Origin of the sequence: Tardiphaga alba (assembly GCF_018279705.1) — a bacterium.
Classification (GTDB): Bacteria; Pseudomonadota; Alphaproteobacteria; order Rhizobiales; family Xanthobacteraceae; genus Tardiphaga; species Tardiphaga alba.
On record NZ_CP036498.1, the window covers coordinates 931,270 to 953,568 of the forward strand.

22 protein-coding genes are annotated in these 22,299 nt (G+C 62.4%); 10 read left to right on the forward strand and 12 right to left on the reverse strand.

Annotated elements, in window-relative coordinates; genetic code table 11:
* The first annotated feature begins 17 nt into the window (after window positions 1-17).
* From RPMA_RS04410 to RPMA_RS04425, 4 genes are all read left to right on the forward strand, one after another.
* The gene (locus RPMA_RS04410) at window positions 18-779 is read left to right on the forward strand and encodes an ABC transporter permease (RefSeq protein WP_408056536.1); all 762 of its coding nucleotides are present in this window, start codon (window positions 18-20) and stop codon (window positions 777-779) included.
* Window positions 779-1,762, forward strand: coding sequence for a 2-hydroxyacid dehydrogenase (locus RPMA_RS04415; protein WP_211913427.1), 984 nt, complete (start codon window positions 779-781; stop codon window positions 1,760-1,762). The genes RPMA_RS04410 and RPMA_RS04415 overlap by 1 nt, the downstream gene beginning before the upstream one ends.
* Window positions 1,763-1,785: 23 nt before the next feature.
* The gene (locus tag RPMA_RS04420; RefSeq protein WP_408056537.1) at window positions 1,786-2,466 is read left to right on the forward strand and encodes an AprI/Inh family metalloprotease inhibitor; all 681 of its coding nucleotides are present in this window, start codon (window positions 1,786-1,788) and stop codon (window positions 2,464-2,466) included.
* A gap of 117 nt (window positions 2,467-2,583) precedes the next feature.
* A complete protein-coding gene (locus RPMA_RS04425; protein WP_211911708.1) occupies window positions 2,584-3,279 on the forward strand; it encodes a tetratricopeptide repeat protein in 696 nt (231 codons plus the stop codon).
* Between the two features lie 3 nt (window positions 3,280-3,282).
* Here the strand turns inward: RPMA_RS04425 and radC are convergent, their stop codons facing one another.
* The 4 genes from radC to RPMA_RS04445 all read right to left on the reverse strand — a co-directional run bounded on the left by radC (window position 3,283) and on the right by RPMA_RS04445 (window position 7,132).
* Window positions 3,283-3,996, reverse strand: a complete 714-nt coding sequence (gene radC, locus RPMA_RS04430) for a RadC family protein (protein ID WP_211911709.1) — start codon at window positions 3,994-3,996, stop codon at window positions 3,283-3,285.
* Between the two features lie 88 nt (window positions 3,997-4,084).
* The gene (gene map, locus RPMA_RS04435) at window positions 4,085-4,906 is read right to left on the reverse strand and encodes a type I methionyl aminopeptidase (protein WP_211911710.1); all 822 of its coding nucleotides are present in this window, start codon (window positions 4,904-4,906) and stop codon (window positions 4,085-4,087) included.
* A 188-nt stretch (window positions 4,907-5,094) separates the two neighbouring features.
* Window positions 5,095-5,808: a DNA/RNA nuclease SfsA gene (gene sfsA, locus RPMA_RS04440; RefSeq protein ID WP_211911711.1), complete on the reverse strand. Its 714-nt coding sequence runs from the start codon at window positions 5,806-5,808 to the stop codon at window positions 5,095-5,097.
* Window positions 5,809-5,812: 4 nt separating this feature from the next.
* Window positions 5,813-7,132, reverse strand: a complete 1,320-nt coding sequence (locus RPMA_RS04445; protein ID WP_211911712.1) for a mechanosensitive ion channel family protein — start codon at window positions 7,130-7,132, stop codon at window positions 5,813-5,815.
* A gap of 320 nt (window positions 7,133-7,452) precedes the next feature.
* Here RPMA_RS04445 and RPMA_RS04450 point away from each other — a divergent pair, with 320 nt between their 5' ends.
* The gene (locus tag RPMA_RS04450; RefSeq protein ID WP_211911713.1) at window positions 7,453-9,249 is read left to right on the forward strand and encodes a potassium/proton antiporter; all 1,797 of its coding nucleotides are present in this window, start codon (window positions 7,453-7,455) and stop codon (window positions 9,247-9,249) included.
* Here RPMA_RS04450 and modC read toward each other — a convergent pair whose 3' ends face one another.
* The 6 genes from modC to mepA all read right to left on the reverse strand — a co-directional run bounded on the left by modC (window position 9,250) and on the right by mepA (window position 13,482).
* Window positions 9,250-9,933, reverse strand: coding sequence for a molybdenum ABC transporter ATP-binding protein (gene modC, locus RPMA_RS04455; protein ID WP_211911714.1), 684 nt, complete (start codon window positions 9,931-9,933; stop codon window positions 9,250-9,252). It lies immediately after the preceding gene.
* Between the two features lies 1 nt (window position 9,934).
* Entirely contained in the window at window positions 9,935-10,630 is a 696-nt protein-coding gene (modB, locus tag RPMA_RS04460; protein WP_211911715.1) for a molybdate ABC transporter permease subunit, read from the reverse strand.
* A 102-nt stretch (window positions 10,631-10,732) separates the two neighbouring features.
* Window positions 10,733-11,518 carry a molybdate ABC transporter substrate-binding protein gene (gene modA, locus RPMA_RS04465; protein WP_211911716.1) on the reverse strand — a complete coding sequence of 262 codons (786 nt, stop codon included), beginning with the start codon at window positions 11,516-11,518 and terminating at the stop codon, window positions 10,733-10,735.
* A 172-nt stretch (window positions 11,519-11,690) separates the two neighbouring features.
* Window positions 11,691-12,188 carry a hypothetical protein gene (locus tag RPMA_RS04470; RefSeq protein ID WP_211911717.1) on the reverse strand — a complete coding sequence of 166 codons (498 nt, stop codon included), beginning with the start codon at window positions 12,186-12,188 and terminating at the stop codon, window positions 11,691-11,693.
* 2 nt (window positions 12,189-12,190) lie between these two features.
* Window positions 12,191-12,400, reverse strand: coding sequence for a TOBE domain-containing protein (locus tag RPMA_RS04475; protein ID WP_211911718.1), 210 nt, complete (start codon window positions 12,398-12,400; stop codon window positions 12,191-12,193).
* Window positions 12,401-12,546: 146 nt separating this feature from the next.
* Window positions 12,547-13,482: a penicillin-insensitive murein endopeptidase gene (gene mepA, locus RPMA_RS04480; protein WP_211911719.1), complete on the reverse strand. Its 936-nt coding sequence runs from the start codon at window positions 13,480-13,482 to the stop codon at window positions 12,547-12,549.
* A 357-nt stretch (window positions 13,483-13,839) separates the two neighbouring features.
* On the opposite strand from mepA, the gene RPMA_RS04485 reads away from it, so the two are divergent.
* The 5 genes from RPMA_RS04485 to RPMA_RS04505 all read left to right on the forward strand — a co-directional run bounded on the left by RPMA_RS04485 (window position 13,840) and on the right by RPMA_RS04505 (window position 20,284).
* Window positions 13,840-16,062, forward strand: a complete 2,223-nt coding sequence (locus RPMA_RS04485; protein ID WP_211911720.1) for a sensor domain-containing protein — start codon at window positions 13,840-13,842, stop codon at window positions 16,060-16,062.
* A 158-nt stretch (window positions 16,063-16,220) separates the two neighbouring features.
* The gene (locus RPMA_RS04490) at window positions 16,221-16,838 is read left to right on the forward strand and encodes a glutathione S-transferase family protein (protein WP_211911721.1); all 618 of its coding nucleotides are present in this window, start codon (window positions 16,221-16,223) and stop codon (window positions 16,836-16,838) included.
* Window positions 16,839-16,898: 60 nt separating this feature from the next.
* Window positions 16,899-18,989, forward strand: coding sequence for a 2Fe-2S iron-sulfur cluster-binding protein (locus tag RPMA_RS04495; RefSeq protein WP_211911722.1), 2,091 nt, complete (start codon window positions 16,899-16,901; stop codon window positions 18,987-18,989).
* A gap of 22 nt (window positions 18,990-19,011) precedes the next feature.
* Window positions 19,012-19,338 (forward strand): hypothetical protein, encoded by a 327-nt coding sequence (locus RPMA_RS04500; RefSeq protein ID WP_211911723.1) that lies wholly within the window; start codon window positions 19,012-19,014, stop codon window positions 19,336-19,338.
* A 55-nt stretch (window positions 19,339-19,393) separates the two neighbouring features.
* Window positions 19,394-20,284: a LysR family transcriptional regulator gene (locus tag RPMA_RS04505; RefSeq protein WP_211911724.1), complete on the forward strand. Its 891-nt coding sequence runs from the start codon at window positions 19,394-19,396 to the stop codon at window positions 20,282-20,284.
* Window positions 20,285-20,383: 99 nt separating this feature from the next.
* Here RPMA_RS04505 and RPMA_RS04510 read toward each other — a convergent pair whose 3' ends face one another.
* Window positions 20,384-21,607, reverse strand: a complete 1,224-nt coding sequence (locus tag RPMA_RS04510; RefSeq protein WP_211911725.1) for an ABC transporter substrate-binding protein — start codon at window positions 21,605-21,607, stop codon at window positions 20,384-20,386.
* 144 nt (window positions 21,608-21,751) lie between these two features.
* Window positions 21,752-22,246 carry a hypothetical protein gene (locus tag RPMA_RS04515; RefSeq protein WP_211911726.1) on the reverse strand — a complete coding sequence of 165 codons (495 nt, stop codon included), beginning with the start codon at window positions 22,244-22,246 and terminating at the stop codon, window positions 21,752-21,754.
* Window positions 22,247-22,299: the final 53 nt, after the last annotated feature.

Sequence of the window (22,299 nt, forward strand, 5' to 3'; positions counted from 1 at the left end):
GCGGACGCTGGCCGCGGATTGTCTGGCCGGTGGTCGTGTTCCTGTGCGGTGTCGTGGCTTGGGATCTCGTGGTCCGCATCAATGACATCCAGCCCTACATCCTGCCGGGGCCGCTGCTTGTGCTCAAAACCCTGATCGCCGATTGGCCGATCCTGGCCACATCGCTCGGCGTCACGCTGCTTACAGCGCTGGAGGGTTTCATTGCCGCGGCCATCGGCGGCATCGCGCTGGCGCTGCTGTTCAACCAGTCCAAACGGCTCGAATATTCTCTGCTGCCTTATGCGGTCATGCTGCAGGTGACGCCGGTGATCGCCATCGCGCCACTGATGCTGATCTACCTGCCGCAGGAGGCCGCGGTGATCGCCTGTGCCTGGATCGTCGCCTTCTTCCCGGTGCTGGCGAATACGACGCTGGGGCTGAATTCGGTGGACCGCAACCTCAAAGGCCTGTTCCAGCTCAGTGGCGCCTCGCGCTGGCAGACCCTGCGCTATCTGCAACTGCCTTCGGCCATGCCCTATATCCTTGGCGGGCTGCGCATTGCGGGCGGCCTGTCCCTGATCGGGGCGGTGGCGGCTGAAATCGCGGCCGGGGCGGCAGGCTCCGGCTCCGGGTTGGCCTATCGCATTATCGAGTCCAGTTATCGCCTCAATATTCCGCGCATGTTCGCAGCGCTATTGTTGCTGTCCGTGGCCGGGATTGTGATTTATATGCTGCTCGCGCTGGCGTCGCATCTGATGCTGCGGCGCTGGCATGAAAGTGCACTGCGAAAGGAAAAATGATGGGGACGGGAATCTCTTCGGAAAAGATCGATCTGCTCGTTTATGGACCGTCGAAGCCGCTGGTCGAGAATGGCTTCTCCGACCAGTTCACATTGCACAAATATGAAACATTGCCGGATCTCGAGCGCGTGCCGGCCGGTGTCGCCGAGAAGATCCGCGGCATCGCCGTCACCGGCCAGGTGCCCGTCAATAGCGCCATGCTGTCGAAATACCCGAATGTCCAGATCGTCTCCTCATTCGGCGTCGGCTACGATCACATCGATGCGAAATATGCCGCCGAAAAAGGCATCATCGTCACCAACACGCCGGACGTGCTGACCGAGGAAGTCGCCGACGTCGCGCTCGGCCTGTTCATTGCCACCGCGCGCGAATTCATCAAGGCCGACAAATATGTCCGATCCGGCCTATGGCTGACCCAGGGCTATCCGCTCACTGTCGGCTCGCTGCGCGATCGCAAGGTCGGCATGGTCGGCATGGGCCGCATCGGGCAGGCCATCGCCCGCCGCCTCGATGCGTCGCTGGTGCCGGTGGTCTATCACTCGCGCAATCCGGCTGCGGGCGTCTCGTATCAGCACTATCCGAACCTGGTCGAGATGGCGAAAGCCGTCGATACCCTGATCGTCATCACGCCCGGCGGGCCTTCGACGGCCAATATCGTCAATGCCGAAGTCATGCAGGCGCTCGGCCCGCGCGGCATCATCGTCAACGTCGCCCGCGGTTCGGTCATCGATGAACCCGCACTGATCCAGGCGCTAAAGTCCGGCACGATCCTCGCTGCCGGCCTCGACGTGTTCGCGCAGGAGCCGAAGGTGCCGGACGAGCTGAAGGCGATGCAGAATGTCGTGCTTTTGCCGCATGTGGGCTCCGCCTCGGTGGTGACGCGCAATGCCATGGACCAGATGGTGGTCGACAATCTCAAGCTCTGGTTCGGCGGCAAGCCGATCCTGACGCCGATCCCGGAAACGCCTGTAAAGGCACGCTGAACATGCGCGCGCCGGTTCGCATGATGCAGCTCGCGCTGGCTTTGGCCGGCGCGATGCTCATTGGCGCATCGGCGCATGCACAGGATGCTGCGGCGCTGAAGAAGAACATGATCGGCCAGTGGGAGCTTTCCACCACTGACCGCAGCAAGACCTGCGTGGTCACGCTCAAGCCGGAGTCGACGCAGCAGGGATCGAAGCTCGAACTCGAACCCGATTGCGCCAAGGTGCTGCCTTTCACGAAAGACATCGTTGCCTGGAACATCAAGGGTCTCGATATCGTCCGGCTGCAGACGCCCGCGGGCGAGGCGGTGATCGATCTCACCGAGGTCGAAAGCGGTATCTTCGAGGGCATTCGTTCGGGAGAGGGCGTCTACATCCTGCAGAATCTCGCTGCTGCGCGTTCATTGTCGAAGACGATGGATGCGATGATCGGCGACTGGTCCATCGTCCGCGGCAACGGTCGCGCTATCTGCGGCCTGACCTTGACCAACAACGAAGCCGGCCCCGAGAATTTTCAGCTGTTCCTCAAGCCGCGCTGTGATCCCTTGGTGGCGAATTTCAAGCCGACCCAGTGGCGCCTCGAGCGCGGCGAATTGCTGATGTTCTCAGCGTCAGGAGAGACCTGGCATTTCGAAGCCGACGACAATGCCCAATGGCGCCGCATGCCAGATATGGCGGACCCATTGCTGCTGCTGCGGCAGTGAATTACCGCATCGATCGACAGCCCGCCTGCATCGGCAGGGCTTGATCCGGCTGGTTCGAACCTATTTCCGTTGTGGAAGACCAAGGGGAAGTTCACTCAGACCCGACTGGAGGGAGAGATGAAACTTTTTGCCCTGCTTTTTTCGTGCCTTCTGCTCGTCGCGCCGCCTGCCAATGCAAGCGACAGGGACACTTTCGACGCCATGGCGGTGATGGCCGGGAAGGGCGATGCCGAGGCGCAGTATCATATCGGCATGATGTACAATAACGGTATCGGCACCGCGCAGGATCGCAAGCAGGCGCTCGACTGGTTCGAGAAATCGGCCGCGGCGAACCATCCGCTCGGCGCCTACAAGCTCGGCTGTTACTATGACGGTCAGGGCGAGGGGATCATCACGTCCGATGCAGATCAGGCGTTGAAATACAAACTCGTTGCAGCCGAGGCCGGCTATGCGCTCGCTCAGCAGGATGTCGCCAATCTCTATGACCGGCGGGGAAATTCGGAGCAGGCGTTGAGATGGTGGAAGATGGCGGGCGCTCAGGGCTATCCGCCCGCGCTATTCAGCCTGTTCCGCGCCTATTCGGAGGGGAAGGGTGCTCCGCAGGATCTCTCTTTGTCCTACGCCTATTTCAAGCTGTCAGAGATGGCGCCCCGGAAGAAAGTCGGCGAGCTGGCGACCTTTCTATCTCCAGCCGAGCTCAAGGCCGCGGAAAAGATGGTGGCCGAATGGAAGCCGCAAGTCACCGCTCTCACGCTGAAGGCCAGGAAAGGCATCAGCGCAGCGGAAGACCATGTGAAGACCGCCAGAAACTAAAGGTCAGATGAGCTTCATCCCCTTCAAGCTCGCATGACCGTGCTTGCCGACGATGATGTGGTCGTGCACGGCGATGCCCAGCGGTTTGCTCACCTCGATCACGGCCTTGGTCATCTGGATGTCCGCCTGTGACGGTGTCGGATCGCCGGAGGGATGATTGTGCACCATGATGATGGCGGTCGCTGACAGTTCGAGCGCCCGCTTCACCACCTCGCGCGGATAGACCGGCGTATGGTCGATGGTGCCGACCTGCTGCACCTCGTCGGCGATCAGCTGGTTGCGCTTGTCCAGAAACAGGATGCGAAACTGCTCCTTGTCTGCGAAAGCCATGGCGGTGCGGCAATAGTCGATCACCGTAGCCCATGACGACAGCACGGTGCGCTGCTTCAACTGACCTTTGGCGACGCGGCTGGAGGCGGCAGCGATCAGCTTGATCTCGGTGATGGCGGCTTCGCCGAGGCCGGCGATCTCGCGCAATCGCGCATCTGGCGCATGCACGGTTTCGGCGAAGGAGCCGAAGGTCTGGATCAGCGCCTTCGCCAAAGGCTTCACGTCGCGCCGCGGCAACGCGCGGAACAGCACCAGTTCCAGGAGTTCATAGTCGCTCAAGGCATCAGCGCCGGCACTGCGGAAACGCGCGCGCAGACGGTCCCGGTGGCCGTGGAAATGCGGCGCTTCGGCAAGACCGGGCAGGAGATTGTTCGACGATGCGGGCATGCGAACTCGCTGATGCGTGTTCGCGAGCATGCCGTGGCTCGTCAGCTTTGCAACCTAAAAATGCGACCCCGCCTGCGACAATCTGAAATCAGGTCGCCAGCGGCTTCTCATTGTGGCGCTTCGACAGCGTGAACACCTCGACGCCCGTTTCGGTCACACCCACGGTGTGCTCGAACTGGGCCGACAATGAACGATCGCGGGTCACCGCGGTCCAGCCGTCGGACAAGACCTTCACATGCGGTTTGCCGAGATTGATCATCGGCTCGATGGTGAACAACATGCCGGGCTTCAGCTGCACGCCTTCGCCGGGGCGGCCGACATGGATGATGTTCGGCTCGTCATGGAATAGGCGGCCAAGGCCATGGCCGCAGAAATCGCGCACCACGCTCATGCCCTGCGGCTCGACAAAACTCTGGATCGCATGGCCAATATCGCCGGTGGTGTTGCCGGGCTTTACGGCCGCGATGCCGCGCATCAGCGATTCATAGGTGACCTCGACCAGGCGCTCCGCCTTGCGCGGCAATTCGCCGACGCCATACATGCGGCTGCTGTCGCCATACCAGCCATCGACGATGAAGGTGACGTCGATATTGACGATATCGCCTTCCTTCAGCGCGCGGGCTTCCGGCATGCCGTGGCAGACCACATGGTTGATCGAGGTGCAGGTCGAGTAGCGATAGCCGCGATACATCAGCGTCGCCGGGAAGGCGCCGTGGCTGAAGGCGAATTCGCGAACGAAATCGTCGATGACCGAGGTCATCAGACCCGGCTTCACCAGATCGGTGAGCGCATCCAGACATTCCGAGACCAGCGCGCCGGCCTTGCGCATGCCGGCAAATGCCGATTCGCCGTGCAGCTTGATCTGCCCGGTCTTGCGCAGGGCGGCGTCGGAGGCGTCGGTATAGCTCATGGGAAAATCTGATGTTGTGACAAGGGGATGATGGAGCCTCAATCTAATGATTGGGGCGAGTAGTGCAAGCACGGGCTGACTCGGGTTCCGTGGTCGTAGTTCCGTAGCCCGGATGGAGCGAAGCGCAATCCGGGAGTCAGAGCTTCAACATGTCGCCGGTCCCCGGATTTCGCTCCGCTCCATCCGGGCTACGCCTCCACCGGCACCTTCCCCGCCAGCACGATCTCGCCGTGGTCGATTGCGCAGGTGTAAGCCAGCGTCTCCACACCCGCCGCACGCGCCATATCGAAGGCCCGCCCATAGGCGGGATCGATGTCCCGTGCGACCGCCACGCGCTGGCTGGAGCCGATCTGCACCACGAACAGCAGCATGGCGCGGGCGCCCAGCGCCACCATGGAAGCAAGTTCTTCCAAATGCCGGGCGCCACGGGCGGTCACGGAATCCGGGAATTCCGCCAGGCCCGGCTGCCGCATCATGTGGACGTTCTTGACCTCGACATAGCAGGGCGGCCGGTCCGGATGTTCGAGCAGGAAATCGACGCGCGATTTCGCGCCATATTTCACCTCCCGGCGGAGGCCGGCATAGCCGGCCAGTTCGGGGATCGCGTTGCTGGCCAGCGCTTCCGCCACGATGGCATTGGGGTGGATTGTGTTGACGCCGACCAGTTCCGGCCCGTTGCCGAAATCGGCCTCCACCAGTTCCCACGAATACGGCAGCTTCCGCGTCTTGCTCGCCGACAGCGACAGCCAGACCCGCGCGCCGGGCGCCTGCAGCCCGATCATCGCGCCGGGATTGGCCACATGTGCCGTGATCACGCTGCCATCGGCCAGTTCGACATCGGCGAGAAAACGCTTGTAGCGGCGAATGAGTGTCGCCGGCACCAGACCTTGCGGCAGCTTCATTGGTTCATTCCGATACGGTCGCTTCGGTCATCGTCTCCACCGGCAGCGCGCCGCCGCGAATCTTGATCTCGCGCACCGGATACGGCACGCGAATGCCCTCGCGCTTGAAAGCGTCCCATAGCGCCAGCATCACCTCGCTCTTCACCGCATCCATGCCGTCCGGCGAGTCGATCCAGAACGTCAGCGAGAAGCGCATCCCGGTCTCCGCGAATTCGCCGAGCAGGCAGTTCGGCGGTTTGACAGTCGAGGCGCGGGGTGAGGCAGCGGCGCAATCGATGGCCAGCTTGCAGACGAGGCGCGGATCGGCGTCGTAATTGGTGCCGAAACTCACCTTCACCAGTGTGTCCTTGTCCGTATAGGTCCAGTTCACCACCTTCTTGGTGATCAGGTCCTCATTCGGGATCAGGAATTCGCGGCCGTCGCCGGCAGCCACGGAAATGTAGCGCGTATTCATCGCACTGATGCGGCCGGAGCTGTCGCCGATGGTAACGAGGTCGCCGGGCTTCACGGATTTATCGGCGAGCAGGATCACGCCGCTGATGAAATTGGCGACGATCTTCTGCAGGCCGAAGCCGATGCCGACGCCGACTGCGCCGGAGAACACCGCGAGCGCCGCCAGATTGATGCCGACCGCGCCCATCACCAGCGCAACGGCGAAAACCATCATCAAGAGCCGCACCAGCTTGGTGAGCAGCACCTGCACCGACGGCGTCAGGTCGTGCGACTGCCGGATACGGCTTTCGAGGAAGTTGCTGACGAGATTGGCCACCCACAGCGCCAGCGCCAGCAGCACGGCCAGCTTGATCACCAGCAGCGGCGTCAGCCGGAGGCCGCCGAGATCGATGCCGGGGCCATCGAGAAAGGTGATGGTCGGCGCCAGCAGGTTGAGGATGCTGAGCGCCGCCACGAACCAGGCGGAGATCGACACCAGCCGGACGATCAGCGGGTTGTGAATGATGCTCGTCACCAGTCGGATCACCAGCCAGGCCAGCGCCATTTTCGCGACGACGCCCAGCAGATAGCTGCGGCCCGGCAGGGTTGTACCGAGCATGATTTCGCGGGCGATGACTGTCAGGACGACAAAGGCAGCAGTGCCGATGCTGTCCACCAGCACGCGGATGAACATGCGCAGCGGCGCCGGCCATCCCATCACCAGCGATGTCATGTCCACCCGCGCCCGCACTAGCGCGCCGACGCCATAGGCGATGCCGGCAGCGATAAGCATCAGGCCGAATTGCAGGTAGAACCACGGCGCGGACAATTCCGCGCCCAGTGATGTCGCCATGCCATGGACGAAGGCTTGGGCAGCGGTGAGGTCGAACATCGCAGGGGGCTCGCGGGTGTTTGATTCGAATGCAGCGGAGATTCACACAGGCGGCGATGTTTTCGTAGCCCGGATGGACAAGGCACGAGGCCGTAGCCTGCATGGAGCGAAGCGTAATGCAGGGACCATAGAATTCGTGGAAACGCCGGTCCCCGGATTGCGCTGCGCTCCATCCGGGCTACGGCCCTCACGATCCTTGCCGCGAAGCCTCCAGTTTCCCGTAATCATACCTACATACACAAGACGCGCAAAAATCGTTTGGCCTCACCGGACCGCGACGATAAGCATTGATTTGCAAGCGTTTCCGCCGTCGGAGCCCCATGGCCTCACTCGACTCAGTCAGTATCGCGATCCTGCTCGGTGCCGTTCTGGTGATGGCGGGCATCCTGTCGAGTTTGCTTGCGCTGCGCTTCGGCGCCCCACTGCTGCTATTCTTCCTGTTTATCGGCATGGCGGCCGGCGAGGCCGGTCCCGGCGGCGTGCATTTCGATGACGTGAAGACCGCCTATGTGGTCGGCTCGGTGTCGCTGGCGCTGATCCTGTTCGACGGCGGGCTGAAGACGCATTTCAAGGCAATCCGCGCCGTGCTGGCGCCCTCCATGATGCTGGCGACCGTCGGCGTGTTGCTGACCGCGCTGATTACGGCCCCGGTGGCCAAATACACGCTCGGCATGAGCTGGACCGAGGGCCTGCTCACCGGCGCCGTGATTGCCTCGACCGACGCGGCGGCTGTGTTTCTGCTGGTCCATGCCCAGGGGCTTCGCCTGCGTCCGCGCGTCGGCGCCACGCTGGAGGTCGAGTCCGGCACCAACGATCCCTTCGCGGTCTTTCTCACCCTGACTTTGGTCAAGCTGCTCTCGCTCGGCGAAGCCTCGGCCGGGACCGTTGTGCTGGAATTCCTGCAGGAGTCCGTACTCGGCACCGTGATCGGCATGGCCGGTGGACTACTGGTGGTGACGGCGATGAACCGCGTGGCGCTGCCGCAGGGCTTGCACGCGCCCTTCGTCTGCACGGCCGCGCTGGTGATCTTCGGCTTCGCGCAGATCATCCATGCCTCCGGCTTTCTCGCCGTCTATCTGGCCGGCATGGTGATCGGCAACCGACCGACCCGCGCGCATAATTCGGTGGTGACATTCCTCGACGCCGCCACCTGGCTGGCGCAGATCGTGATGTTCGTGATGCTCGGCCTCTTGGTTTCGCCGGAGCGGCTGGTGAGCAGCATCCTGCCGGCGGTCGCCGTGGCCGTGGTGCTGATGGTGATCGCGCGGCCGCTGGCAGTGTTTCTCTGCCTGCAGCCGTTCCGCTTCAACTGGCGCGAAAAGGCCTTCGTGTCCTGGGTCGGTCTGCGCGGCGCGGTGGCGATCTTCCTGGCCTCGATCCCGATGCTGGTCGGCTTGCCCAATGCACATCTCTATTTCGACGTCGCCTTCGTCGTCGTCATCATCTCGCTGCTGTTCCAGGGCTGGACGCTGGGCTATGCTGCCCGGCTTCTCCACGTCGCGCTACCGCGCACCGATCGCGGGCCCCGGCGTGTCGAGCTGGATCTGCCCGGCCAGCTCGAACAGCAGCTCGTCGGTTATTCGGTGCGGCCGAAGAGCCTGTTCCTGAAGCGCGGGCTGATCCCGTCCTGGTCGAAGCCGACGCTGGTGATCCGCGACGAGCGCATCCTGACGCCGGAAGAAGCCGCCCCGGTCGCTGCCGGCGACTATCTCTATCTGCTGGCGCCGCCGGAAAAGGCGGAGTCGCTGGATCGCTTCTTCGTCGACATGCCGCCGGTGACCGCGCCCGATCCGCATCTGCTCGGTGAATTCATCGTCCCCGGCGAAACCACCCTCGGCAATCTCGCGGAAATCTACGGCATCACCATCGATCCCGCGCAGGCCGAGCTGACGCTGGCGGACTATTTCGACATCCATCTCGACCACGCCCCGAAAGTTGGCGCGGCGGTGCCGATCGACAGCATCGATCTTGTCGCCCGTAGTCTCGGTGGCGGACGTGTGAATGTGGTCGGCCTGCGCCTGCCGGAAGATGATCCGCAGCCGATGCCGCGTTTGAGCCGCGCACAGGTGTTCCGCGTGAAACTGAAGCGGACGCTGGCCAGTTTGTCGGGGGCGTAGTTACGCCGCCGGCACGACCCATTTCGGCAGCACATCGGTGCCGCCATGGCCGACGACGCGGCCGCCCTTCAGCAGCACCACATTCGTCGCCAGCTGCCGCATTTCATCGGCATCGTGGCTGACCAGCACCATCGGCACGTCGCCTTCGTCACGCAGGCGGATCAGATAGGGCATGATCTCCGCCTTGCGTGCGTCATCGAGCGCACCCATCGGCTCGTCCAGCAATAGCAATCGCGGCTTGGCTAGCAGCGCACGGCCAAGCGCCACGCGCTGGCGTTCGCCGCCGGAGAGGCCGCCGGGTCGACGCTCCAGGAGATGGCCGATATCGAGCATGTCGGTGATGCGCTTCTCGTCGGCATCGTCGCGATTGAGGAAATTCATGCGACGGCCGTAATCGAGATTCTGCGCCACGCTAAGATGCGGAAACAGCCGCGCATCCTGAAACACATAGCCGATCCGCCGCCGATAGGCGGGCAGATCGATATGCTTGCTGCGGTCGTACAGCACGGCCTTGTCGATGGCGATGACACCGCGATCCGGCGTCACCAGGCCGGCAATGATGCTGACCAGCGATGTCTTGCCGGCGCCGGATGAACCGAACAGACCGGTCACCCGGCCCTCGGTGGTGAAGGCGACCTCGAGTGAGAAATTGCCGAGCTGTTTGAAGATATCGACGCGCAGCATGTCAGTTTCCGTGCAGTCGTTTGGTCGCGCGACGCGCAAACCATTCTGAGGCGATCAGGGCAACGACCGCAATGCCGATCGAGATCAGCACCAGCCGCGACGCGGCAGCATCGCCATCCGGTGTCTGCAGCAGCGAATAGATCGCCGAGGAAATCGTCTGTGTCTCGCCGGGAATATTGGAGACGAATGTGATGGTCGCGCCGAATTCGCCGATCGCCTTGGCGAAGCCAAGCACCATGCCGGCGAGAACGCCTGGAAGTGCAAGCGGCAGTGTCACAGTGACGAACACCTTGAGCGGCGAGGCGCCGAGGGTGCTGGCGGCCTGTTCAAGCTTGCGGTCCACGGCCTCGATGGAGAGCCGGATCGGGCGCACCAGCAGCGGAAACGACATCACGCCGCAAGCGAGTGCCGCGCCGGTCCAGCGGAACGCGAAGACGATGCCGAAGTGTTCGGCGAGGAAGGAGCCCAGCACGCCGCGCTTGCCGAGCATGACGAGCAGGAGATAGCCGGTGACGACAGGCGGTAGCACCAGCGGCAGATAGATGATGGCGTCGATCAGAGGCTTGCCCCAGAAATCACGACGCGCCAGCGTCCATGCGACGGCGATGCCGATCGGGGTCGAGATCAGCGTCGCGATCACGGCGACCCTGATCGAGAGCAGGATCGCCGTCCATTCTTCGGGAGAAATGTCGAACATGCGAGAATTAAGCTCCATCGTCATTGCGAGGAGCACAGCGACGAAGCAATCCAGCTCTTGGCTTTCTGGATTGCTTCGCTGCGCTCGCAATGACGGCGAAAATTACGTCGTCGGCTTGGCCAGGAAGTTGAAGCCGTATTTCTCCATGATGGTCTTGGAGGCCGAGCCCTTCAGGAAGGCGAGATAGTCGGCAGCTTCGCTCTTGGCGGTGCTGGTCGCTGCGACCGGATAGATGATCGCCGGATGCGAGTCGGCCGGGAAGGTGCCGATGATCTTCACGCCGGGATCGACCTTGGCGTCGGTGGAATAGACGATACCGATCGGGGCTTCGCCGCGCGAGACGAGGAGGAGTGCAGCGCGCACGCTCTCGGCCATGGCGAATTTCGGCTCAGCCGCGATCCAGGCGCCGAGCTTTTCCAGCGCTGCCTTGGCGTATTTGCCGACCGGCACCGACTTGACGTCGCCGGTGGCGATCTTGCCGTCGCCGGCGAGCTTGGCGAGATCGAAGCCCTGGCCGATCTTGACGTCGGCGAGCTTGGAGTCCTTGCCGGCGATCAGGACGATGCTGTTGCCGAGCAGGTTGGCGCGGGTGTCTTCCTTGATGGTTTTCTTGCCGGCCGCATAGTCCATCCATTCGAGGTCGGCGGAGATGAAGATGTCGGCGGGGGCGCCCTGTTCGATCTGCTTGGCAAGCACGGAGCTCGCGGCATAGCTGGACGTGACCTTGACGCCGGTCTTGGCAGTGTAGGCAGCGTTCACTTCATCCAGCGCGTTCTTCATCGACGCGGCGGCGAAAACGGTGAGGGCCTTGTCCTGCGCCTGGGCAGGGACGAAGCTCGATCCGAGCAGGATCGTGAAAGCGGTGAAAAGTCCGGCAAAGCGATTCATGTGGCGCTCCATGCGTAAACGCAGCGCAAAACGCGCGCATTTCAGGCGTTGGTTGGGTGGGATATGCGACAGGCGGAAGCGCCGTTCCGGCAATCCCAGGGGACTTACGGTCCATCCGGGATATCGCGAGGCAACAATACTCAGAGCGATCAGGGGGGTAAAGTGTCCCAGATCAATCCGCAGGCAGCACCGCGAGGCTGATGCTGTTCTCGGTCGCGCCCGAGATCTGCACGGCGAAAGGGCCGCCGGAGAGATCGAACTTCACCACCTTGCGGATGCCCGCGCAATCGGTGACGCCGCTGTGATCCATCGGCTTGAGCTGTTCACCGTCCTGAATCACATCGATCCAGCCATTGGAGGACAGGCTGATCGTATAGGCGCCAGCCTTCGGCGGGCCCTTGAATTTCAGGAAGCCGGCAAAAGTGCCGTCCTTCGGCTTGCGCTCGGGCGGGCGGGGCAGTTTCGCATCGGCGGGCGTCTTGAGCTCCAGAACCGCTTTCGCGGGGATGGCGAGTTCAAGTCCCGAGGCCGTGTTGGGGCGGTCTTGCGACGTCAGTGCTGCGCGTTCTTTATCGACCGGCCACTTGAATTTGTCGCAGCCGCTCGGCTCGGCACCCCAGGCGGGTGCCGAGCTTAGCAGACATAGCGCGACGATCAGACGCGCCTGCATGATCAGTCCACTGCAATCATGACGTCGGAGGCCTTCACGACCACGACGACCTTGCCGCCGGCCTTGAGGCCGAGATCATCGACGGCTTCGTTGGTGATCGACGAGGTCATGACCTGGCCGCCGCCGATATCGACGCGGACGTGGGACGTGGTGGCGCCCTTGGTCACTTCGAGGACGGTGCCTTTGATCTGGTTGCGTGCACTGATGCGCATATTGGTATCTCACAGTATTGAGCCGGGCCGCAGACGACACCGGCAAGACAGAAAAGTAGGCCGGAAACCGACCTGCCGCCCGCTTACGGCGTAACGGCAGGATCTCTTAGCCTAATTTCGCGGCACGGACGATAGACCTAAATCAATTAGGGCGCGTTCAGCACCTGCCGGCACGCCGCGGGCATCTCCGCCAGCGTCATCGGCGGCTTCGGTTTGGGCGGCGTTGGCGGTGGTTTCGGATGCAGCACGGCGTCGCTGAACCAGTAAGCGAGGTCGCCGGCGGCGCAACCTTCGCTCTCATTCGGCGGCGCCTGCGATTCGCAATCTGCAGCGCCGGCGGGGCATTTGATGCGAATGTGGAAGTGATAGTCGTGGCCATACATCGGCCGGACCTTCGACAGCCAGCTGCGATCGCCCTTGGCCTCGCGGCATAGCGCCTTCTTGATGGCAGCATTGACGAAGATGCGCTCCACCGCCGGTTCTTGCGCAGCAGCGCGGATCACCGGCAGATGCGTCGGCGTCCAGGTGGTCGGATCGATGTCGAGGCGATCCTTCCGCACCATCATCACGGCCGACATCTCTTCGCGCTCGTTACGCGACAATTGGCGATTGGGCATCGGCGTCAGCCAGATATCCGCATCGAGGCCGATCTGGTGGCTGGCATGGCCGGTAAGCATCGGGCCGCCGCGCGGCTGCGACATGTCGCCGACCAGAATGCCGGGCCATCCCGCCGCTCTGTTGGCTTTGGCCGAGACGCGCTGCACCAGATCGATCATCTGCGGATGCGCCCAGTTGCGGTTGCGCGACAGCCGCATCACCTGCCAGGTCGGGCCGTCCAGTGGCAGCGCCTCGGCGCCGGCAATGCAGCCTTTGGCATAGAAGCCGACAACCTGCGCAGCCGAGCGGGTCGGCAGCGCCTTGCGGCCAAACAGTTCCTTGGCCGGCGTCGCGGGATCATTGGGATTGGCAAGCGGCGGCAGCGGTTTCGGATCGACCGTGCCTTTGGTCTGCGCGAGCGCATGGGGTGCGGCGGCAAGCGCGAGAGACAGGCATGTGAGGCTGAGAATCAGGCGAGGCTGCATGACCCGACTATAACCCAGCGGGACAGGGTGTCAGTGTGCTGCCCGTGTTAAAGCATTGCTAACCATGCCTGCCATTGGCGCGAATATTGGCGCTGTTGCCCGGATGACGGGTTTCCGACTCTTCGCTCATTCGAATAGCGGCCAACCCAAGTGATTTGCTCTGAAATGGCACAGTTTTGATGGCCGGCTTAACCATTCTTTAGGAAAGCGAGGGCGCATCACCCGCCGCGGCTGTGCGGTGCGACACTGCACGCGCACTAGTCGCGGTATCTCGCTGCCGCTGACGCGGGCGTTGATACCGTTTCTTTAGACAGTTCTTGCACAGAATGTCGCACGCAGAATGCGAGTAAGATCTGGATGCCGAAGGACCGGCCCGTCAAGACTGGACTGAAGGCATCGCAACGATTGCGCCTCAAGCGCACGAAGCGGATTGCCAAGCGGTCGTTTGCAATTGCCCCGAAATCGATTGGGGTGATCGGCGATCTCGCGCGTCAGCGGGCCCAGGCGGATGCTGCCATCGTGGATGCCCGCAAGTCCCACGAGCGGCTGCGCGAAGCGATCGATATCCTCCCGCAGGGCATCGTGTTCCTGGATTCCGAGGGGCGTTACATCCTCTGGAATAAAAAATACGCGGAAATCTACAATCGCAGTTCCGATCAGTTTTCGCCCGGGGCGAGATTGCAGGACACGATCCGTGTCGGCGTCGAGCGTGGCGACTATCCGGAGGCACTCGGCCGCGAAGACGCGTGGATCGCCGAACGCGTCGAGAAATTGTTTCATCCGGGTGAGCGCCACGAGCAGACCTTGTCCGACGGTCGCGTCATCCTGATCGAAGAGCGATTGACCGAGGATGGCGGCGTTGTCGGCCTGCGCGTCGATATCACCGAACTGAAGCAGCGCGAGGCATCATTCCGCCTGCTGTTCGAGAGCAACCCCGTCCCGATGATCGTCTGCGCCATGGAGGATGAACGCATCCTCAGCGTCAATGATGCGGCGATCGAGCATTACGGCTATTCGCGCCCTGAATTCGAGAAGCTGACGATCCGCCAGCTGCAGGCCTTCGAGGCTGCGCCGCCCTGGGGCGGCGATCACGCTGCGGATGAACAGGCGGCACGGACCTGGAAGCATATCAAGGCCGACGGTTCGCTGATCGACCTCGCGATCTATTCGCGGCAGCTTGTCTATAACGAGCGGCCGGCGGTGATGCTGGCGCTGATGGACATCACCGAGCGCAAGCGCGCCGAAATGCGGCTCGCTTTCATGGCGCATCACGATGCGCTCACCGGCCTGCCGAATCGCAATCTTTTGCGCCAGCGGCTGGACGAGACACTGTCCCATGTCCGCCGCAGCGGCGAGAAGCTCGCGGTGCTGTTCCTCGGCCTCGACAATTTCAAGGGCGTCAATGACTCCCTCGGCCATGAAATGGGTGACAAGCTGCTGCGCGGCGTCGCGCGCCGACTGCGCTCCTCGCTGCGCGAAGAAGATGCGCTGGCGCGTTTGAACTCGGATGAGTTTGCGATCATCCAGACCGGCATCCATCGTCCCGAAGATGCTGTGCTGCTGGCGCGCCGCCTGCTGGATGCGATCGGCGAGACGTTCCTGCTCGATGGAAACTCGGTCGTGATCGGCGCCAGTATCGGTATCGCCATGGCGCCGGGCGACGGCGACGAATCCGAGCGCCTGCTCAAGAACGCTGACATGGCGCTGTCGCGCGCCAAGAACGATACGCGGGGAACGTTCAGCTTCTTCGAGACCGGCATGGACGCGCAGGCGCAAGCGCGCCGCAAGATCGAGAATGACCTGCGCGCCGCGATTCAGGATGATCAGCTGCGGCCTTATTATCAGCCGCTGATCGATCTTAAGACCGGCCGCATCACCGGTTGCGAGGCGCTGGTGCGCTGGCCACATCCCGAACGCGGCATGATCTCGCCGGGCGATTTCATTCCGGTCGCGGAAGACACAGGCCTGATTAACGTGCTGGGCACGCAGATCCTGCGCCGCGCCTGCAACGATGCGGCGCGCTGGCCGGACGAAGTGCGTGTCGCCGTCAACCTGTCGCCGCTGCAGTTCCGGGTCGGCAATCTCCTGTCGGTGGTGATGGATGCGCTGAAGAGTTCGGGCCTGCCGCCGCGGCGGCTGGAGCTCGAAATCACCGAGACACTGCTGCTGGAAAAGAGCAATCAGGTGCTGGCGACGCTGCATGCGCTGCGCGCGCTCGGTGTGCGCATCTCCATGGACGATTTCGGCACCGGCTATTCCTCGCTCAGCTATCTGCGCAGCTTCCCGTTCGACAAGATCAAGATCGACCAGTCCTTCGTGCGCGATCTCGGCGCCAATCGCGATGCGCAGGCGATCGTGTCGTCGATCATCAATCTCGGCATGGGCCTCGGCGTCACCATCACCGCGGAAGGCGTCGAGACCGAAGCTGAACTGGCCTGCCTGCGCAGCGAAGGTTGCCACGAAGGGCAGGGCTTCCTGTTCAGCCGCGCGCGGCCGAATGACGAGATTGCGGAATTGCTGCGTGCGCAGGCCAATGTGACGCTTGGCAGCGAAGCGTCGGCGCAGGCGCAAGTGGCATAGGCGCTGCTTACGGTCCGGCGGTCGCACGCCGATATGGTCATTTCATCCGCTGTAATAGTGAAGTGCGCAGACAGCGCGTTCTCGTCGGCGGGACGATAGCGCAAGTTCCATTGGCAGATCGGGAATGGACCCGGTCATCCCATCCAGGAACGACTTCCATGAAGCTCTATCATTTCGCCCTGTCGGGCCATGCCCATCGCGCACGCCTGTTCGCGTCCCTGCTCGGTTTGCCCCACGAGGTGATTGAGGTCGATCTCGCGTCGGGCGCGCACAAGAAGCCTGAATTCCTGGCGCTCAATCCATTCGGCCAGGTGCCTGTGCTGGATGACGATGGCACAGTCGTCGCCGACTCCAATGCGATCCTCGTCTATCTCGCGAAGAAGTCGGGCCAGAGCCAGTGGCTTCCGGAAGATGCGGCAGGGAGTGCTGCCGTTCAGCGTTGGCTGTCGGTCGCTGCCGGTGAACTTGCTTACGGGCCTGCAGCAGCGCGGCTGATCACCGTCTTCGGTGCCGGTTTCAACCCGCAAGAAGTAATTTCACGCGCGCATACACTGCTGGCGCGGATCGAGGCACATCTCGCCGGTCGTGATTGGCTTGTCGGCAACGCCCCCACGATCGCGGATGTCGCGCTGTACAGCTATATCGCGCGCGCACCGGAGGGGAATGTCGATCTCTCGGACTATCCCGCGGTGAAGGCCTTCCTGCGTCGGATCGAAGCTCTGCCGGGCTTCGTGCCTTTCACGGAGACCAAGGCTGGTCTGTCAGCTGCAGCTTGATCATCCGCGTGTCGGGCACGTCTCGGCATGTGCCCGACACGCTTTCATGAGGGTAGACCGATGACCGATCAGCACACACTGACGAAATTGGATATCTGGCATCCCGGCGAGAAGGCAATCCAGACCGCTGTCGGTGTGTCTGACTACATGGATGAACTCGGCAAGCGGATCGTGCGCGACTATATGCCGGCGCAACACCGGGATTTCTATGCTCAGATCCCGTTCATCGCAGTGGGCAGTGTCGATGCCTCGGGCGATGCCTGGGCGATGCTGGCCGTCGGCAAGCCAGGTTTCATCTCATCCCCGACCGAGCATGCGCTGGACATCGATGTCGCGCGGGATCCCAGCGATCCCGCCAGCGAAGGTATGCGCGAGGGAAATGCCATTGGCATTCTCGGCATCGGTTTCGATACGCGCCGCCGAAATCGGGTCAACGGCCTCATCGGGCACTCGCTGAATGGCGCGCTGCATTTCGAGGTCGATCAAAGCTTCGGCAATTGTCCGCGCTATATCGCGCTGCGCGACTATGAATTCGCCCGGGATCCGAAGGAGATTTTTGCGGGAGACGTCGAGGACAAGACAGCGCTCGATGCGCATGCGCGCGAAATGATCGAAACCGCGGACATGTTCTTTGTCGCGTCCTATGCCGAGCGCGAGGACCGGCGGCAGGTCGATGTCTCGAGCCGCGGCGGCAAAGCTGGATTCGTGCGCGTCGCCGAAGACGGTACGCTCACCATCCCGGACTTTGCTGGCAACTTGTTCTTCGCAACGCTTGGCAATATTCTGCTCAATGGCAAAGCCGGATTGATGTTCGCCGATTATGAGACCGGCGATGTCCTGCAGGTGACCGGCGACGCCACCGTGGTCCTGGAATCGCCCGAGATCGCGGCGTTTCAGGGCGCCGAGCGGCTTTGGACGTTCAAGCCGCGCCGTGTGGTTTTCAGGCGCGGCGTGCTGGCTTTGCGCTGGATTGCGCGGAAAGACGGGGAATCGCCGGCCTCTCTGATGACGGGAAACTGGCAGCAAACCGACGCGCGCTTGAAGGCCGCCGAGCTCGCCAATACATGGCGTCCGTTCAAGGTGACCGACATCGTCGAGGAAAGTGCCTCGATCAGGTCATTTCATCTTCAGCCCGCCGATGGCGTAGGCCTTCTCCATCATGATGCAGGACAATATCTGCCGATCAGGGTGACAGTTGACGGCGCAGACAAGCCGGTCATCCGGACCTACACACTGTCGGTCGCGCCTTCGGATGATTTTTATCGCATCAGCGTGAAGCGCGACGGCCTTGTGTCGCAATGGCTGCATGATCACGTCAAGCTTGGCGACATCATCGAGGCCCGTGGGCCTGCGGGGGATTTCACCATCGATCCCGCACAAGAGCGGCCAGCCGTTCTGCTGGCAGGCGGCATTGGGATTACGCCCATGCTCGCGATGCTGCGGCATGTGGTTTATGAGGGAAAGCGCGTTCAAAAAGTGCGGCCGACGGTTGTCGTCCAGGCAGCCCGCTCGAAGGCGGATCGCGCCTTCCTCAATGAACTGCACGACCTCGAAGAGGCGGCTGGCGGAGCCGTGCGCATCCTCCGGGTTCTCAGTGATGTCTCGGATGCAGAGGAAGGCGCGGACTATGATGCCGCGGGACGCATCGATGCGGCGCTCCTGTCCCGCTTTATGCCGATCGCGGATTATGATTTCTATCTCTGCGGACCGCCGCCATTCATGCAGGCGATCTATGACGAGCTGAGAGCGTCGAAGATTCCGGACGCGCGCATCCATGCCGAAGCGTTCGGCCCGGCCTCGATGATACGCAAGGTCGATGGGCCGGCTCTGGCGCCGGCCCGCCGCCCACCGTCATCGGTGCCGGTCCATGTCGTGTTCACCGATTCCATGAAGGAGGCCACGTGGGCGCCGGGTTCGGGGACTTTGCTTGAACTCGCGGAGGCCCGTGGGCTCAGCCCGGATTATAGCTGCCGTGCCGGCAATTGTGGGACCTGCAAAGCGATGCTTCTGGCCGGCGACGTCACCTATACGACGGAGCCTTCCATCGAGCTGGCTGACAATGAAGTTCTGATTTGTTGTGCCGTTCCCGCGGGACATGATGACCGGACGTCCGGGGATCAGGATGCCAGCCGCATTCACATCGCCATATGAGGCGGGCTTCCGGGAGAAGGGCATGTCCGGTTTCATCATGGACGAGCGCGTGTGTCGGTCCATTGCACTGGCCCTCACGGCGAACAGTGAGGACCTGCAGGACAGGCAGCAGCAGGAAGACGCTGCACGACAATCCGGCATGACCGGCGCGGAGATCGACCTGGCGCGCCGGGGATCGAGCTTCGACGCTTTGACCTCATTCGCAATGGCCTTGGCCATTGCAGCGCGTTTCACCGATCCGGCCTTGATTGCAGCAACGCGGGACAAGGCCGTCAAAGCGGGTATATCGCCAGAGGTCTGCGCAGCGATCGAGGCCTTTGCCATCAAATCTTTCGATCCAATCGCGTAGCATTGTGCTAGGGGCAGAAGCTCATTTGGGAATGGATCGATAGCAGGGACGAGACATGGATCGTTGGCAGGCGATGCGCATTTTCGTGAAGGTCGCCGAGACCGGCAGCTTTGCCGAAAGCGCGCGATCGCTTCATATGAGCGCGCCGGCCGTGACGCGCGCGGTGGCAGGTCTCGAGGAGACCATCGGGACCCGACTGTTCGTCCGCACCACGCGCTCCGTCAAACTGACCGAAGGGGGCGCCCGGTATTTCGAGGACTGTCGTCGCATTCTCAACGAGATATCGGAGGCGGAAGCTGCCGCTGCCGGCTCCTATGCGAAGCCGTCCGGCACGCTGACGGTGACCGCGCCGCTGATGTTCGGACAACTTCACGTCCTGCCGATCGTCACCGAATATCTTGATGCCTATCCGACAATGGCCGGCAAGACCTTGTTCGTCGATCGCTCGGTGAACATTGTCGAGGAAGGCATCGATGTCGCTATCCGCATCGGGAATTTGCCCGACTCCGGCCTGATGGCGATCAAAGTCGGCACCGTGCGTCGCGTGATCTGCGGTGCCCCCTCCTATCTGGCTGAAAAGGGCATTCCCATCGAACCGGGCGATCTGAAAAGTCACCGGATCGTGGCGTCCACCAGCGCATGGGCATCGCCGGAATGGCGCTTTGCGGGCGACGAACGCGTCACCATTCAGCCGGTGCTTCAATGCAATACAAATGCGGCGGCGATTTCAACAGCGATATCCGGTTGGGGGCTGACGCGGGTGCTGCACTATCAGATCGGCCAGGCGCTACTGGATGGTAGCCTGAAGATCGTCCTTAGCGATTATGAGGAGCCGCCGTTGCCGATCTATGTGATCTATCCCGAAGGGCGGCATGTCCCTGCCAAGGTCCGCGCCTTCACCGATATGGCGGTGGCGCGCCTGCGCGAGAACCGCCTGCTCAATTGATGTGGATGGCGCAGGCTCGGGGAGCTTCGCACCAAACAAGAATCGCCCGGCCGGGGCCGGGCGATTCTGTCGGAACGATACGAAGCCGAACGCGCCGGCTCAGTCCTTCTTCACATACTGGCAGCCGCCATCCTTCATGGGACGGAACACCTGATCGCCGGGGACTTCCGCGAGGACCTTGTAATAGTCCCACGGATATTTCGACTCTTCCGGCTTCTTCACTTCCAGCAGGAACATGCTGTGCACCATGCGGCCGTCCTCGCGCAGCACGCCGTTGTCGGTGAAGGCATCGCGGATCGGCGTTTCACGCATCTTGGCAAGCACCGGCTTGGTCGCGCGGGTGCCGGCGGCTTGCACCGACTTCAGATAATGCAGCACGCCGCTATAGGTCGCGGCCTGGTTCATGGTCGGCATCCGCTTCATCTTGTCGAAGAACTTTTTGCCGAAGGCGCGGGTGCGATCATTGAGGTCCCAGTAATAGGCTTCGGTGATGATCAGGCCCTGCGCCATCTTGAGGCCGAGCGAGTGGATGTCCGAGATGAACATCACGATGCCCGCGAGCTTCTGGCCGCCGGCCACGATGCCGAACTCCGACGCCTGCTTGATGGTGTTGATGGTGTCGCCGCCGCCATTGGCCATGCCGACGATCTTGGCCTTCGACGACTGCGCCTGCAGCAGGAAGGACGAGAAATCCGCGGTGTTCAGCGGATGCTTGGAGCTGCCGACGATCTTGCCGCCGGCCTTGCGGATCACGTCACCGGTATCACGCTCGATGGAATGGCCGAACAGATAGTCAGCCGTGATGAAGTACCAGCTATCCCCGCCCTGCTTGACGATGGCGCTGCCGACGGTCTGCGCATTGCCATAAGTGTCGTAGGTCCAGTGCGCCGTATAGGGCGAGCAGGACTTTCCGGTGATATCCGACGATGCCGCGTCGGTCACGATCATGATCTTTTCGAACTGCTTCGACATCTCCATGGCGGCGAGCGCGGTGGCGGATGTCGGCAGGTCGATGATCATGTCGACGCCTTCAGCCTCGTACCATCGCCGGGCGATGGTCGCCGCCGCGTCGGCCTTGTTCAGCGGATCGGCGGTGACGAGTTCGATCGGTCTGTCGAACATCTTGCCGCCGAATTCCTCGATGGCGATCTTGGCCGCCTCGACATTGCCCTGGCCGCCGATATCGGCATAGACCGAGGCGAAGTCGGCGATGATGCCGATCTTGAGCGGTGCGTTATTAGCGGGCTGCTGGGCTCCGGCAGAAGCGCCGAAAAGCAATGAGACGGCAAATGTCGTCGCCGCCAGCGCACGATGCGCGGTCATGGTGTCCTCCCCAAATTTCAAACGCGCCGTTTTCGGCGTCGTGGGAAGCAGAATGAGGGGAGGCGGGCGGGGTGGCAAGCATGATGTTTGAGCTGTCTCGCCGCAATGCATCGGATGTTGCGGCGGGCGGAATATCACACAATGCTAGCGGCTCGGGCGTGCCAGGCCCCATGCGGACTTCAGCCGTCGGAGCGTGCCGGGCTCGGATGCCCAGATCGCAAGCGCGATCAGCCATGCCAGGCACAGCAACGGCAGTGGATGCAGCAGGCTGCCCGTCGCCGGCCACAGCGCCCAGATCAGATAGGCCTGTGCAATTCCGGGCAGCAACAATGTCAGTAGCAGTGCCGACAGCAATGGCATCGTGCTCAAGGTGTGAACCAGGGTGCTGATCAAAATCAATCCCGTGAGCAGGCAAAGCCATGTCAGGCTGCTGCGCCAGAAGACATCGCCCAGCACGCGGGCCACGACATATGCGCCGATGAAGACGACCAGCATCGCGAGAAAGCCATTGAGACCGTAGTGAGCGGTCACGATGGCGGCAGTAAGCAGCGCGAAACCATCGACCACCCATTCGCGCACGCGGTCGTAGCCGCGCGCGGACTGGCTGGAGCAGGTCTCTGGACTGCGGTTTTCGCTCATAGAGCATAGGTCACCCGGGAGAGCGAAACCGTTCATTCGACCGCCGTTGCGAG